At 71.3% G+C, this 17,235-nt stretch carries 1 protein-coding gene (cut by a window edge); it reads right to left on the bottom strand.

The window, feature by feature from the left end:
* Positions 1-17,235, bottom strand: partial view of a hypothetical protein gene (locus AB0F89_RS31200; RefSeq protein ID WP_367129237.1) — the final stretch only. Its footprint extends 30,927 nt past the window's final position; only the last 17,235 of its 48,162 coding nucleotides appear in the window; its start codon lies off the right edge, out of view — the gene reads right to left on this strand; the stop codon is at positions 1-3.

Below are 17,235 nucleotides of genomic sequence, written 5' to 3' on the forward strand. Positions count from 1 at the left end.
TCACGACTGGTGGCCCTGGAGGTCGGTGGACGCCCCGGGGTCGGCGTCGGACCACGTCCGCTCCGGCGGGTCCACCTCCATCTCCGAGTCGGAACCCGGGTCCGGGTCGAAGTCCGAGTCCGAGTCGGAGTCCGAGTCCGAGTCCGACTCGGGCTCGTGGGTCAGGTCGACCTCCGCCCGCCACCAGGGAACCCCGGGCGGGGCTGTGGAGGCGTCGGCGAGGGCCGGACCCACCACCTCCCCCGTGCGGGGGTTCACGCCGTAGAGCCCGGTGGCGACCGCGGTGGCGAGGTGCTCGCCGTACTCGATCCACGCCAGCCCGGTGCCGGCGGTCCGGATCAGCGCGTCGTTCACCTCGTCCGTGCCGAAGAGGTAGCGACGCTGGTCGATCGGGAGCCTCCGATCGCGGTCCAGGGCGCGGGCGACCGCGTCCCAGATCTCCTGGCTGCTCAGCGGGGCGGCGTCCGGGTCGACCGACCGCCGCGCGGCGTTCACGCGGCTGGCGAACGCGTGGGCCGCGCCTCGGCCGGTGTGCTGCGGGGCAGGCTCGCCGACGAGGGCGTCGTAGCCCTCGCCCGGGGTCAGCCGGTAGTTGCTCGACTCCCGCTCCGGCAGCGAGCCCGCGGTGTTGGCGAGCATTTCGATCAACCACAGGTTGCGCGGCTTGATCTCCGCGTCCGGGTGCTCGAAGGCCAGGCCCATGGGGGCCTCGTCGTAGTGGACCGCGCGGGAGTGGGGCTTGTCGCGGAACAGGGCCTCGCCGGACTCGTACTCGTCCCTCAACCCCAGGAAGTGCCCGATCTCGTGCGCCAAGCCGCGCGGCGACAACGACGTCGACCACTGCAACTGGTTCGACCAGAAGCCGGGCGAGTCGACCAGCTTGACCGAGTTGTGCGCGTCCTCCGGGGAGGAGGTGAACTCCAGGGTCACGTGCAATTGGTCGCCGGACGGGAGCCGGTGGCCCCGGTTGTAGTAGTCGTCCACCCCGCGGGCCGCCCGCGCCTTCAGGTCGGCCACCCGGGCTTCCGGGACGCCGGCCGGCACGTGGAGGTGCAGCCGCACCGTGTAGTCCTGGACCCGGACGCCGTGCACCGCGAACCGGCGCCTGTCGTAGGCGATCACCTGCTTGTACGAGAGCATCCCCTCCGGGGTGCTCTTGACCATGGGGTCGTGGTGCCGCGTCGAGACCACCGAGACCGGGGCCTTCGCGCGCTCCTCGACCAGGGCCGCCTCGTCGACCCGCTGGAGCGGGCGGGACCACTCGGCGGTCCGGGCGTCGCTGTGCCGCCACGACTCGTCCTCCAGGATCGGACGGGGCTCGGCCCGCCACGGCGGCCTGGCCTTCGCCAGCCGGGCCGACGACGCGACCCGCAACTCCCGCTCGACCACCGCCGCCGCCTGCTCCGCTGCCCACAGGCGCAACTCGACCGCCTCCCGGACATCGGCCGTCCCGGCACCCGGCAGCCGCTCCGCCGCGGCGCGGGCCGCCTTGACCTCCGCCTTGGCCTGGACCAGGGCGGCGCGGGCCGCCGCCAGCACGGCATCGGCCTCGGCTTCCGCGGTCTCGGCGTCGACTCCCCCGGCCTGGTCCCCGCCCTCGGGGTGCGGAGCGGGCGGAGGTGGCGCCACGTGGTGGTTGACGCCCCGCCACCCGCCGTCGGGCGACGGCAGCCAGCCCTCGAACCAGTGGACCTCGCGCCGCAGGCCGCCCTGGGCCAGGCCGCGGCCGAACTCCGCCGCCCCGAACGGCCAACCGCTGGTGCCCATGAACAGGAACGGTGTGCCGGAGTCGTTCCCCGCGGCGGCGCGCACCTCCGGCTTCGAGGCCAGGGAGGCGCCCAGGACGTCGGGCGGCAGCAGGTCCGGCCGCCCGTCTGCGTGGATCGCCTGGTAGCAGTCCGCCACCGGGCCGGCGAGGACCAGCAGGGGACGCCTGCCGGCGGTCCACGACCAGTTCGTGACGGTGCCGTCCGGCAGGACCAGCTCCCCCGCCAGGTCCGGCGCGGTGCGGGAAGCCCACTCCCGCAGTTCCCGCGCGAAGACCTCGTCGCCGGGCGCGCGCACCAGGAAGCCGAGCACGTCGCCGTTCGCGTCGAGCAGGCTGGTGGTGCGGTAATCCCCCGGGCGGGGCGCCGACACCAGCTCGAAGCCCGGGTCGACGTCGGTGCCCGTCCGCGCGTAGACGTCGCGGAAGTCCTCCCGCGCCCGCAGTGCCCAGGCGAAGTCCGTGCCGAGCCCGTCGGTGCCGACCGCACCCGGCGCGCCCAGCAGGACCACGGGGCGATCGGGCTCGGCCAGCAGCTCCGCCCGGAACTCCTCGCGGCTCATCACCAGCCCGACCAGGGCGGCGCCGTCGAACGCGAGCGGGTTCGCGCCGACGACGGCGATCGTGGCGTGGGACGCCGAGCCGGCCACCGACACCACCAGCGGGAGCCGGGCGCCCCACGGACCGGCGACGCTGCCCGCCCTCAACTCGTCGATGACCATCGCGCGCGCGGCCAGGTGGTGCTGGGGCAGGACGACCGCGGCGAAGTCGAGCACGGAGCCGAACGAGCTGTGCACCACCTGGTCGATCGAAGGGCTGCCCTGGGTGGGCGGGCCGGACGGCAACGGGACGAAGGTGGTGGCCGGCGCGGCGGTGGGCACGTGGACGTCACTCGTGGTGCTCTCACCGGACTCCGAGTCGGACTCGGGCTCGGAGGCGAACTCCGAGTCCGATTCGGACGGGCTTTCGGTGTCCGAGAAGACTTCACCGTCGGACGAGTCGGAGAGCTGCTCGCCGGGACGCGCCACCCTGCGGTAGAAGCCGTTGTTCTCGACGGTCCGCCTGCCGTCCGGGACTTCGGTGGCCACCACCTGGTCGGCGGCCCAGACCGTCACCGGGGAGCCTTCCACCTGCTCGAACGCCTCCACCAGGTAGGAGGCCAACGGGTACCCGCCCTCCGCCGGGGTCTGGTTGATCAAGCAGACGGTGGCCACCTTGTGCTCACCGCGCGGGTGGGCCACCGAGCGGTAGATCCGGTTGCGCGTGAGCACCGTGGCCGCGGCCTCCGGCGGCAGCCCCAACTGGTCGCCGAACTCGTGAGGACGGCCGGTGCGCAAGCGGACGACGAGGCTGTCCGGCAGACCGTGCACGTCGACGATCCACACCTGCGGCGAGCGCTTCACCCACTTCATGGGCAGCTTCTCGTCACGTTGTTCCACACTGCCGTCGGCCGCCTGGACGGTGACCTCCCTGACGTAGTGCTTGAAGCCGGAGGCGACCTCCCGTCGGCGACTGGCCTGCATCGTCAGCAGGTCACTCAGGTACAAGGGGAAGAACTGCCCCTCGATCCGCCCCGTGCCGGCTTCGAGCAGCGGGTAGGTCACGAAGTCGTCCACCCCCGGCTCGACCCGTTCGACCGTCCCGAAACCGCTGCCCTCCACGGCGATCCGCCCGTTGTTGAGCAGCACCAGGCGCCCGACCGGCCAGTGCGCCTGCCGCAGGTAGCCACCGGCCAGCATCCCCATGCCGAAGCCCACCGGCTCGGCCGACGCGCCGCCCAGCGCGGCGAACACGAAGTCCAGGTCCGGGAGGACGCCCGCCGCTTCCCTCAGCAGTGCGCTGTCGCGCAGGACGTCGATCAACCCCTCCAGGGACAGGGCCACTTCCTCCCCGTCGGAACGCGTCGCCAGGTACTGCCCTCCCCACCGGGTGGCCAGGACCAACAGCGGCTGCTGGTCCGCGGACCACGGCGAGTCCTCGAACCGCTTGGTGGTCGCGTTCCAGAACCACTTCATCGTCTCGGGGGTGGCGTTGCGCGCCCACCGCCGCGCACGTTCGACCTCGGCGTCGTCACCGGTGGACCGCACGATGAGCGCGACCGCCCGACCCTCGGAATTCTTCAGGAGCTCCAGCGCGACATCCCCGTCCCGCGGACCCGAGACGACCGTGAACACCGGATCGCCGTCCTCGTCCCGCGTCATGGCGTAGACGTCGCGGAACTCCCCCAGCTCGCGCAACGCGGAGGCGAAGTCGAACCCGAAACCACCGAAACCCACCCGGGCGCCGGTGTCCTCACCCACCAGCACCACCGGACGACCGGGTGTCGACTCCAACGACTGCTGGAAGTCCTCGTTCTCGAGGAGGGCCTGGAACGCCTCACGCCCCTCCACTTCGACCTGCCCGCCATCGGTCGTGGGCGCGATGGCGTACCCCTCCGTCGAGCGGACCGCCACGACCAGCGGCAGGTCGCCGCCCCACGGGCCGCCGGCCGTGCCGCTCGCGATGTCGTCGGCGAGGTCGGCCAAGTCCGAACCGAGGTCCACGGCTTCCGCCAACGCGAACACGTCTTCGTGCCACCGGGCCGACCCGACGTGCCCCACCACCGCCGGCCCGGCGGTGAACCAGGTGTCTCCGGACAGGATCAGCTCGGCGGGCGCTCCGACGACCTTGCCGCCACTCGTGTAGTCGTCGGAGTTGACGGATCCGGAGTACTCGAAGCAGGCCCGGATGCCGATCGCGCTCACCAGGAGGTCGAGGAGTTCCCGGTTGAGCGTGTTGTCCGGCGCGTCCATGTCGGTGATCAGCACCAGCGGCCGGCGCACCTCCGGGTCCGTCAACGCCCGCCGGAACGCGGGCGACACCAACAGGCGCGCCATCTCACGAGCCGAGAGCAGGCGGATCGGACCACTCATCGACTGGACCACGTAGTGCTGCCCGTCGCTCTCCAAGTGCACCACGAACGGTCGAACCCGACCGGCGCCGACGCGCCCGGCCCACGGCAGCAGCTTGGTGTCCATGTCGTCGGAGGAGTCCGCGATGTCGTCGAACACCTTGGCGAGGCGCTGGTTGTGGTCGTCGACGAACCGCGCGCCCTTCCTCAAGCCGCGGTAGCGCGAGGTGTCGCTCAACAACGCCGCGCCGTGCGGGTGACCCTCCCCGTCGATCAGCTCCCGCCAGTGGACGTCGTCGATCGTCAACTCCGACACCCACTCGAACCCGGCGGAGTCGGAGTCGACCAACCCGGTGCCCAGGTCCACCTGCGGCGTGGCGTTGTTGACGGCCACGTCCCGGTAAGGACCGCCACCGCGCAGGACTCGCGCGACCTCCCGCACCACGTCGACGTGCTGCCGGTTCCCCGGAGGAAGATCGACCACGAGGCGCAGCGGCACGATGGGGCCGTGTCGGGAGATACCGGCGTCCAGCAGCTCGGCGGCGAACGACGCGCCGTCCCGCCACTGCCCGTTCGCCCACAACCACCCGTCGGACGCGCGGGTATGGGCGTAGACGTGCACCGGCGGGAAGGTCGTGGTCGTGGCGGGCATGTGGTCGTGGAGGAACTCCCACCTGGCGACGTCCTGACCGCTCGTCCCGAACGGGAACATCATCATCGGCCCGGGATCGGCCAGGACCACCGCGTCCTGCGAGGAGGCAGGTTCCTCGTCCGGCTCCAGCACCCGGACCTCGCCCGAGCGCGACACCTGCACCCGACCGGCGAACGTCTCCACCTCGCCCACATGGCCCAAACGCCGCAGCTCATCCCGCAACGCGCTCGAATCCGTGACACCACACATCAGGAACCGCACCGGGGCATCCGGAGCGAACAACCGCATCCCCACCAACAGCCGCGCAAAAGCACGATCGTCCATGCGCACGAACACACCGGACCTCAACGGGACCCGCACACCATCCGGACCCCGGTGCGCCACCACGCTGAAAACACCGGCATCCGCACCCGCGGCACCCGACGCGAACCCCTCCACCACCACATTGGCCTCACCGCCGAACAGGAAGCCCGCACCCACCTCACTCCCCGACCCGTCCCGCAACACCACACGCTCCACCTCCTCGGGGGAGACGACAGCACCCGGCACCGGTGGTTCACCGCCGCCGCTCGCCCGCTCGTCGGAGGCGTCGTCCGCGACCTCGCCGGGCAGCAGCGCCTTGCGGAACCGGCCCCCGTCGTGCACCACCCGCAGCCCCGTGCGGTCGTTGAGCGAGACGGGGGTGGTCGCGGCCAGCAGCGTCACCTTGACGCTCTCGGCGTGCTGGAACGCCGCGCGGAGGTGCGACGCGATGGACCTCCCGCCCTCGGGGTTGGGCAGTCCGATGTAGCAGACGTTGGCGACCTTGTACTCCCCCTCGGGGTGCGGCACCGACAGGTAGACCCGGTTGCGGATCAGCGTGCGGCTCACCGTGCGGGGTCCCAGGAAGACCACGTCCCCGTGCCGGTGCGGGTGACCGGTGCGCAGGCGGGCCTCCACCACGTTCACGTGGCCGTGCATGTCGAGGAACCACGGCGGGACGGTCGAGTCGGCCCACTCCGCGCGCACCGCGACCCGCTCGACCACCGGCCGGCCCTGCTCCTCGCCGACCCTCGTCTCGCTGGCGTAGTGCCCGAACGCGGCCTTCAGGCTGCGCAGCAGGCCGATGGGCATGGACACGCTGTCCTGGTCGGTGAGGGGCAGGAACAGACCCCTGACCTCACGGGTGCCCGGCGCCAGCAGGGGGTTGACGACCACGTCGTCGGGTCCGGGCATCGACCGCTCGACGGTCTCGAAGCCCTCCCCGTCCAGGGTGAGCGTGCCGTCGTCCGCGAACGACAGCTTCCCGTGGGGCCAGTGCACCTCGCGCGAGTAGCCACCGGGCGCCAGGCCGGCGGCGAAGTCCTCCGCGTCGACCGTGTCACCGCCGAGCGCGGCGAACCCGAACGGCACGGCGGGACTGGTGCCCGCCCACGCCCGCACGTCGAGGGCGTTGCGGACGACCGCGGCCAACCGGGCCCCCGACACCTCGACCGGCCGCTGGTCCGAGCGCAGCGCCCGGTAGCCGGTCGCCGACCGCGAGGCCAGGAACAGCAGGGGCTGCTGCAGCTCCGACCACGGCGTCTCGTCGCTCTCGTCGCTCTCGCCGCTCTCGCCGTCGGCCGCGAGCCGGACCCGCGCCACCTTCTCCGGTGAGGAGTCGCGCGCCCACCGCCGCAGTTCCCCGACCCGCTCCTCGTCCCCCTCGGAGCGCACCACGACCGCGACGACCGCGCCGTCGGCCCTGGTCAGCGGCTCCAGCAGCAGGTCGCCCATGCGCAGGTCGGACACCAGGGCGAACCTCGGCGTCCCGTCCTCGTCCCGGGTCATGGCGTAGACGTCGCGGAAGTCGTGCGAGGCGTGCAGCGCCGAGGCGAAGTCGAACCCGAAACCACCGATGTCCACCCGTGCGCCGGTGCCCTCGCCGACCAGCACGACCGGCCGGTCCCGGTCGGCGCGCAGCCGGTCGCGGAACCCGTCGTCCCCCAGCGCGACGACCCCGACGTCCACGCCGTCGAACTGGAGCACCCCCTCGCCGACCACCGGGGTGACGTCGGCGTACCGCTCGTTGGAGGTGACGACCACCACCAGCGGGTCGCGGTCCCCCCACGGCCGTTCCGCCGACGTGCCGCGCACCACGGCGTCTGCGACCAGGGCCAGGTCGAGTCCCGTGGCGGCCTGCGCGGGGAAGTGGAAGACGTCGTCGAATCTGGTGAGCACCACGTCGGCCGAGGTCGACTCGGGTCCCCTGGCGAACGCGCCGCCCTCCGCGAGGGTGATCAGCCCCGACGTGCGCTCGACCACCACCGGGCCTGAGTACTCGAAGGAGTGGCGGGCGCCCTCGGCGGCGTGGAGGGCGGCGAGCAGTTCCTGGTTGGGGGCGCCGCCGAACTCCGGGCTGTGCGCGACGAGCACGAGCGGCCTGCGCACCGGGCCACCCGCGAGGCGCTGGTAGAACCGGTGCTTCGACAGCATCCGCCGCATGTCGCGGACGGTCAGGTCGAGCACGCGCCCGTCGCGCAACTCGACGGTGTAGTCGCCGTCCTGGCCCTCCACGCGGAGCACGAACGGTCGGGCGCGTGCCGCCTCGGTGGCGTCCGCCCACGGCGCCGGAGAGAGCTGCCGGCCACCCGACGTCGCGGTGGCGACCAGGCGCTGGGCGTAGTCGTCGACCATCCCGGCCGAGCCGCGCAGCCCCTTGCGCGTCGTTTCGTCCGCGATGACGGCCATGCCCATCTCGCCGCCGTGCGCGTCGGTCAGGGGGTCCCACAGCAGGTCGGTGTCCCGCACCAGCGACACGCGGGTGAACCGCGCGCCCTCCAGGTCGGTGCGGCCGGTGAGGGGGTCGACGCCGACCGGGGCCGTGTTGACGCTGACCTCGCGGTAGGGGCCGTCACCGCGCAGCGCTTCCGCGAACTCCTCCGCCGCGCGGAGGTGGGCCTCGGTCGGCTCGGCCGCGTCGGTCACCAGCAGCACCGGCGTGGTCGGGTCCGCGGCCCGGTACCGGGGATCCCGGTCGACCTCGGCGGCGAACTGCCCGCCGGTCCCCCAACCGCCGTCGACGCGGAACGAGCCGTCGGACGCGTGCGCGAACACGAGGATCGGCCGCGTGCCGTCCTCCGACGACGGCACGCCCGCGTGCAGCTCGCGCCACCGCGCCTCGGTCGCCGCGTCGGCGGGCGGTGCGACGATCCCCGCGGTGGAGCCACCGGTCGGGAGCACGTCCCCCACCACGTCCCGGACGGCGGTCGGCACGACGGTGGACTTCTGTGCGCCGGTCGTGGCGCCGACTTGATCGGGAGCGCCCTCGCCGAAGGGGACGCCCGCGCCCACGTCGCCGTCGGAGTCGGACCACGTGCCCGAGTCCGAGTCGGCTTGGGAGTCGACTTCGGGGTCGGTGTCCGAGAAGTCCTCGTCGGACGAGTCGACGGCCTGCTCGCCGGGCGGCGCCACCTTGCGGTAGGACCCGCCGGCCAGGACGGACCGCCTGCCGTCGAAGCGGTCCATGGACACCACCTGGTCGGCGGCCCAGACCGTCACCGGGGAGCCGTCCACCTGCGTGAACGCCTCGACCAGGTAGGACGCCAACGGGTCCCCACCCGCCGCGAGGGGCCGGTTGGCCGAGCAGATGGTGGCCACCTTCTCCTCGCCGGGCGGGTGGGGCACCGAGCGGTAGATCCGGTTGCGGGTGAAGACCTGCCCCGCGGCCCGCGGCGACAGCTCCAGCAGGTCCCCGAGTTCGAGGGGGTAGCCGGTGCGCAGCCGGACGGCCACGCTGCCCGGCAGACCGTGGACGACGACGAACCACGGCCGCACCGGGCGCTTCGTCCACTTCATGGGCAGCTTCTCCTCGTGGCGCTCCGAGCTGCCATCGGCGGCCTGGGTGGTGACCTCCCTGATGTAGTGCTTGAAGCCGGAGGCGCTCTCGCGCCGGTCGAGGTCCTGCATCATCAGCAGGTCGGACCCCTGCTCCGGGTACATCACCCCCTTGGTCCGCCTCGTGCCGGCTTCGAGCAGCGGGTAGGCCACGACGTCGTCGGGGCCCGGTTCGACCCGTTCGGCCGTCCGGAAACCGTCGCCCTCCACGGCGATCCGCCCGTTGCGGAGCAGCATCATGTACCCGGCAGGCCAGTGCACCCGCCGCGAGTAACCACCGGCCAGCATCCCCGCGCCGAAGCCCACCGGCTCGACCGACTCACCACCCAGCGCGGCGAACACGAACTCGACGTCCGGGGAGACGCCCGCGCCCTTCCTGAGCACGAGGTTGTCGCGCAGGACCGCGGTCAACCCGTCCATGGACAGGATCGGGCTCTCCCCGTCCGAACGCGCCGCCAGGTACCGCTCCCCCCGCCGGGTGACCAGGATCAGCAGCGGCAGCTCCCCGGCCGGCCACGGCGCGTACTCGTACCGCTGGGTCGTCGAGTTCCAGAACCACCCGGTCGTCTCGACGGTGGCGTTGCGCGCCCACCGCCGGGCGTGCTCGACCTCAGTGTCGTCACCGACGGACCGCACCACCACGGCGACCACCTGGCCCGCGGAGTTCTTCAAGGGCTCCAGCGCGACGTCCCCGCTCCGCAGACCGGACACCAGCGTGAACACCGGATCACCGTTCTCGTCCCGGGTCATGGCGTAGACGTCGCGGAAGTCCTTCGCCCTGTGCAGCGCCGAAGCGAAGTCGAACCCGAAACCTCCGGGGCCCACATGGGTGCCGGCGTCCTCGCCCACCAGCACCACCGGACGACCGGACGCCGGCCCCGACGACTGCCGGAAGTCCTCGTTCGCGGAGAGGACGTGGTAGGCGTCCCGTCCCTCCACTTCGAGGCGCCCGCCGTCGGTCGTGGGCGCGACGGCGTACCCCTCCGTCGAGCGCACCGCCACGACCAGCGGGAGCTGGGCGCCCCACGGCTGGTCCCCGAACTCACCCCGCGCGACACGCCGCGCGACACCGAGCAGGTCCGGCCCCGGGTCCGCGTCCTCGGCCAGCGCGAACACCTCCCCTTCCCACCGGACCGGCACGCTCTGCCACATCAACGCCGGCCCGGCGGTGAACCGGGCGTTCCGGGGCAGGATCAGCTCGGCCTTGGCCCCGGTGATGTCGCCATCGCGCACCTGCTGCCTGGAGCCCACGGGTCCGGAGTACTCGAAGTACGCCCGGACGCCGATCTTCTCCACCAGCAGGTCGAGCAGCTCCCGGTTGAGCGCGCCGTTCGGCGTGGCGGTGCGGGTGATCAACGCCAACGGCCGGCGCACCCCCGGGTCGGTCAACGCCCGGCGGAACGCGGGCGACGTCAACAACCCCGCCATCTCCCGGACCGAGAGCCGGCGGGTCGAGCCCTCCTTCGACTGGACCAGGTAGTGCTGCCCCTCGCTCTCCAGGTGCAGCACGAACGGCCGGGCCCGGTCGGGTCCGATGGACGAGGCCCACGGCAGCGCGCTGTAGCGCACATCGTGGTAGGGCTTGGTCACGTCCGCCGCCAGCACGGCCAAGCGCATGTTGTGGTCGTCGGCGAACCGCGCGCCCTTCCTCAGGCCGCGGTAGAGCGAGGCGTCGCCCAGCAGCGCCGCGCCGTGCAGGTGACCGCCCGAGTCGGTCAACTCCTGCCAGTGGATGTCGGTGATCAGCAGTTCCGACACCCGCTCGAACCGGGCGGCGGACAGGTCGACCAGACCGGTCCGCGAATCGGTCTGCACCGGGGCGGTGTTGACGAACACCTCCCGGTAGGGGCCGTCACCGCGCAGCGCCCGCGCGACCTCTCGCGCCACGGCGACGTGCTGCAGGTTCTCGGAGTACAGCTCGACCTTGAGGTACAGGGGTGTGCGGGGACCGTGCTGGGAGATACCAGCGGCGACCAGCGCCGCGGCGAACGACGCGCCAGTCCGCCACCGCTCGTTCGCGAACAACCGGCCGTTGCGGAGGTGGGCGTGGGCGTAGACGTGGATCGGCGGGGGGTTCCCGGCCTCGACGGGTGTGCTCTCGTGGAAGGACTTCCACATGGCGATGTCCTGGCCGGTCTGGTCGAACGGGAACATCAGCGCAGGTCCGGGATCGGCCAGCACCACCGAGTCCTGCGGGGGGCCTGGTTGTTCACCCGGCTCCAACACCCGCACCTCGCCCGAGCGCGACACCTGCACCCGACCCGCGAACGTCTCCACCCCGCCCACATGACCCAACCGCCGCAGCTCATCCCGCAACGCGCTCGAATCCGCGATACCGCACATCAGGAACCGCACCGGGGCATCCGGGGCGAACAACCGCATCCCCACCAACAACCGCACAAAAGCACGATCACCCAGATGCCTGAAACCACCCGACCTCAACGGAACCCGCACACCACCCGGACCCCGATGCGCCACCACACTGAAAACACCCGACGCGCCCGCACCCGCAACAAACCCCTCCACCACTACCCGCGCCTCACCACCCGACAGGAAACCCGCACCCACCACACCCCCCGACCCATCCCGCAACACCACACGCTCCACCGCCTCCGGGGAGACGGCAGCAGGAGCAACAGCACTGGAGGAGGTGTCGGCATCGGCCTCGAAGTCGTATTCGACATCGGTGTCCGAGAACTCCTCGTCGGCCGAGTCGACAGCTTCGTCCCCGGGACGCACCGCCCTTCGGTAAGACCCGTTCGCCAGGACGGATCGCCTGCCGGTGATGTTGTGGATGCTCACCACCTGGTCGGCGGACCAGACCGTCACCGGGGAACCGTCCACCTCCTCGAACGCCCCCACCAGGTAGGACGCCAACGGGTGACCGCCCCCTGCCGGGGTCTGGTTGATCAGGCAGACGGTGGCGACCTTCTGCTCACCACGCGGGTGGGGCGCCGAACGGTAGACCGAGTTCCGCGTCAGCACCTGCGCCGCGGCCTCCGACGGCACCATCAACTTATCGCCCAGTTCGTGCGGGCGACGGGTGCGCAACCGCACGGCGACGCTGCCCGGCTGACCGTGCACGGCGACGTACCACGGCGGCACCTGGCCCTTCAGCCACTTCATGGGCAGCTTCTCGTAGCCGACCACCACGGCGCCGTCGACGTCCCTCTGCCCGACGACCACCCTCAGGTAGCGCTTGAAACCGAAGACGGCCTCATGCTGGTGCATGGCCTGCATGCCCAGCACATCTGCCAAGGATCCCGGGTGGAAGTGTCCGTTGGGACGTCCCGTGCCCGCTTCGAACATCGGGTAGGTCACGATGTCGTCCGGTTTCAGCGTGGCCGGTTCCACCGTCCGGAAACCGTCGCCCTGGATCGCGATCCGCCCGTTGTTGAGCAGCACCAGGCGCCCGGCCGGCCAGTGCACCCGCCGCGTGTAGCCACCGGCCAGCATCCCCGCGCCGAACCCCACCGGCTCGACCGACTCACCACCCAACGAGGCGAACACGAAATCCATGCTCGGCTTAGTGCCCGCACTTCTCCTCAACAGAGGACTGCCGCCCAGGACACCGGTCAACCCGTCCACGGACAGGACCAGACCTGCCCCGTCCGAACGCGTCGCCAGGTACTGCTCCCCCTGCCGCGTGGCCAAAACCACCAACGGCGGCCCGATCTCCGACCACGGTGAATCCTCGAACCGACCGGTGGACGTGTTCCAGAACTGCTTGATCATCGGGACCGTGACGTTGCTCGCCCACCGCCGCGCACGCTCGACCTCGGCGTCGTCGCCGGCGGACCGCACCACCACCGCGACCACGTGGCCCGTGGAGTTCCTCAACGGCTTCAGCACGACATCGCCGTCCCGCAGACCCGACACCAAGGTGAACACCGGGCGACCCTGCTCATCCCGCGTCATCGCGTAGACATCCCGGAAGTCCTTCGCCGCGTGCAACGCCGAGGCGAAGTCGAACCCGAACCCGCCAACACCGACCCGCGAACCGGCGTCCTCGCCCACCAGCACCACCGGACGACCAGGCTCCGCCACCCACTCCTGGCGGAAGTCCTCCTCCTCGGCAAGCGCGGAGAAGACCTCCTGTCCTCCCAGTTCGATCTGCCCGCCGTCGACCGTGGGCGCGACGGCGTACCCTTCCGCCGATCGCACGGCCACGACCAGCGGCGACGCCTCCCCCCACGGCCGTTCGCCGAACGCGCCCTGCACGACACCCCGGACCACACCGAGCAGCTCGGCCCCCAGGTGCGCGTCGTCCGCCAGCGCGAACACGGCCCCGTGCCGCTGGACCGACACGACGTTCCGCATCGACGCCGGCCCGGAGGTGAACCGACCACCCTGGGGCAGGGTGATGGACGATTCCTCCGCGAAGACCTCACCGCCGTGCATCACATTGAAGGAAGCCAGCGGTCCGGAGTACTCGTGGTACGCCCGGACGCCGATCTCCTTCACCAGCAGGTCGAGCAGTTCCCGGTTGAGCGCGCTGTTCGGCGTGGCGGTGCGGGTGATCAGCGCCAGCGGCCGACGCACCTCCGGGTCGGTCAACGCCCGCCGGAACGCCGGCGACGCCAGCAACCGCGCCATCTCACGGACCGAGAGCAGGAGGATCGGTCCGTCGTTCAACGGGACCACGTACTGCGAACCGATGCTCTCCAGTCGCAGGACGAACGGCCGGGCCCGGCCGGCTTCGATGGACGAGGCCCACGGCAGAAGTTCGAAGGCGGGGTTCCGGTAGATGTCCACCAGGTTCGGCGACATCCGGACCAAGCGCATGTTGTAGTCGTCGAGGAACCGCGCCCCCTTCCTCAAGCCGAGGTAGCGCGAGGCGTCGCCCAGCAGCGCCGCGCCGTGGAACCGGTCGTTCCCGTCGATCAGCTCCGTCCACTGGACGTCGGTGATCAGCACCTCCGACACCCGCTCGAACCCGGCGGTGGACAGGTCGACCAGACCGCTGTCCTGATCGACCCCCAGCGGAGCGGTGTTGACGAGTACCTCCCGGTAGGGGCCGTCACCGCGCAGCACCCGCGCGACCTCCCGCACCACGTCGACGTGCTGCGGACTCCGGACAGGAGGCTCGACCACGAGGCGCAGCGGTGTGCGGGGATCGTGCTGGGCGAGACCGGCAGCGACCAACTCCGCGGCGAACGACGCGCCGTCCCGCCACTGCCCGTTCGCGAACAACCACCCGTCGGACTCACGGGCATGGGCGTAGACGTGCACCGGTTGGGTGCTTCCGAATGCCAAGGGCATGGAGTTGTGGAGGGACCTCCACTCGGTGACGTCCTGACCGCCCTGCCCGAGCGGGAACATCATTGCCAGCGCCAGGTCGGCGAGCACCACCGAGTCCTGAGGGGAGGCGGGCTCCTCGCCTGGCTCCAGCACGCGGACCTCGCCCGAGCGCGACACCCGGACCCGACCCGCGAACGTCTCCACCCCACCCACGTGACCCAACCGCCGCAGCTCATCCCGCAACACACTCGAATCCGCCACACCACACATCAAGAACCGCACCGGGACATCCGGAGCGAACAACCGCATCCCCACCAACAACCGCACAAAAGCACGATCACCCAGATGCTTGGAACCACCCGACCTCAACGGGGCCCGCACGCCCTCCGGACCCCGATGCGCCACCACACTGAAAACACCCGCACCCGCGGCGCCCGACGCGAACGCCTCCACCACCACATCGGCCTCACCACCGGTCAGGAAGCCCGCACCCACCTCACTCCCCAACCCGTCCCGCAACACCACACGCTCGACATCACCGGGGGACACGCGAACACCGGCAGGAGCAGCGGCAGTGGAGAAAGTGCTGGTATCTGCCTCCAAGTCGAACTCGGCGTCGGTGTCCGAGAAGTTCTCGCCCTCATCGGACGAGTCGACGGCCTCGCCCCCCGGACGCACCGCCCTCCGGTAGAACCCGTTCTCCCGGACGGCCCGCCTGCCCATGGTGCGCCCCATGCTCACCACCTGGTCGGCGGCCCAGACCGTCACCGGGAAGCCGTCCACCTCCTCGAACGCCTCGACCAGGTAGGACGCCAACGGGTGACCACCGCTCGCGGGGGCCTGGTTGATCAAGCAGACGGTGGCGACCTTGTGCTCACCGCGCGGATGGGGCACCGAACGGTAGACCGAGTTCCGCGTCAGCACCCGCGCCGCGGCCTCCGACGACAGCTCCAACTCGTCGCCCAGTCCGTGCGGGCGACGGGTGCGCAACCGGACGGCGACGCTGTCCGGTTGACCGTGCACGGCGATGTACCACGGCGGTGCCGGGCGCTTCCTCCACTTCATGGGCAGCTTCTCGTAGCCGTGCACCATGACGCCGTCGACATCCCTCTGCCCGACGACTCTTCTGATGTACCGCTTGAAGCCGAAGGCGGCCTCACGCCTGTGCGCGGACTGCAACGCCAGTAGATCCACGAACGACCCCGGGTGGATCTGTCCGTTGCGACGTCCCGTGCCCGCTTCGAACATCGGGTAGGTCACGATGTCGTCCGGCCCCGGTGCGACCGGTGCGGCCGTCCGGAAACCGTCGCCCTCGATCGCGATCCGCCCGTTGTTGAGCAGCACCAGGCGCCCGGCCGGCCAGTGCACCCGCCGCGAGTAACCGCCGGCCAGCATCCCCGTGCCGAAGCCAACCGGCTCGACCGACTCACCACCCAACGAGGCGAACACGAAATCCACATCCGGTTGAGTGCCCGCAGCTCTCCTGAACAGGTCGCTGTCGCCCAGAGCACCGGTCATCCCGTCCAGGGACAGAACCAGACCCGCTCCGTCCGAACGCGTCGCCAGGTACTGCTCCCCCTGCCGGGTGACCAGGACCGTCAACGGCAACCGGCCCGTCGACCACGGCGCATCCTCGAACTGACCGGTGGACGTGTTCCAGAACTGGCCGGCCATCCCGGCCGTGGCGTTGTACGCCCACCGCCGCGCCTTCTCGACCTCGGCTTCGTCGCCGGCGGACCGCACCACCACCGCGACCGTCCGACCCACGGAGTTCTCCAACGGCTCCAGCGCGACATCGCCGTCCCGCAGACCCGACACCAGCGTGAACACCGGACGACCCCGCTCGTCCCGCGTCATCGCGTAGACGTCACGGAAGTCCTTCGCCGCGTGCAACGCCGAAGCGAAGTCGAACCCGAAACCACCGGAACCCATCCGAGTACCGGCGTCCTCACCCACCAGCACCACCGGACGACCCGGCTCCGCCACCCACTCCTGGCGGAAGTCCTCCTCCTCGAAAAGCGCGTAGAAGACCTCGTGTCCTCCCAGTTCGATCTGCCCGCCGTCGACCGTGGGCGCGACGGCGTGCCCTTCCGCCGATCGCACGGTCACGACCAGCGGTGGCACCTCACCCCACGGCCGTTCGCCGAACGCGCCTTGAACCACACCCCGCACGACACCGACCAGCTCGGCTCCCAGGTGCGCGTCGTCCGCCAGCGCGAACGCACCCCCGCGCCGCTGAACCGACGCGACGTTCCGCATCGACGTCGGCCCGGAGGTGAACCGGCTACCCGGGGGCAGGATGATGGCCGATTCCTCCGCGATGACTTCAGCGCCGCGCTTCAGTTGCTTGGAATTCAGCGGTCCGGAGTACTCGTGGTACATCCGGACGCCGATCTCCTCCATCAGGAGTCCGAGCAGCTCGTGGTTGAGCGCGCTGTTCGGCGTCACGGTGTAGCCGATCAACGCCAGCGGCCGGCGCACCCGCGGCTCGGTCAGTGCCCGCTGGAACGCGGGCGACGCCAACAACCGCGCCATCTCCCGAACCGAGAGCAGGCGGGTCGAACCGTCCTTCAACTGGACGACGTAGTGCTGACCGATGCTCTCCAGCCGCAGGACGAACGGCCGGGCCCGACCGGCTTCGATGGACGAAGCCCACGGCAGGAGCCCGAAAGCGGCGTTCCGGTAGACGTCCGACGAGTCCGGCGAGACCAGGGCCATGCGCATGTTGTAGTCGTCGAGGAACCGCGCGCCCTTCTTCAGGCCGAGGTAGCGCGAGGCGTCACTCAGCAGCACCGCGCCGTGCAGCCCGTCGTCCCCGTCGATCAACTCCGC

Origin of the sequence: Saccharothrix sp. HUAS TT1 (genome assembly GCF_040744945.1) — a bacterium.
Lineage (GTDB): Bacteria > Actinomycetota > Actinomycetes > Mycobacteriales > Pseudonocardiaceae > Actinosynnema.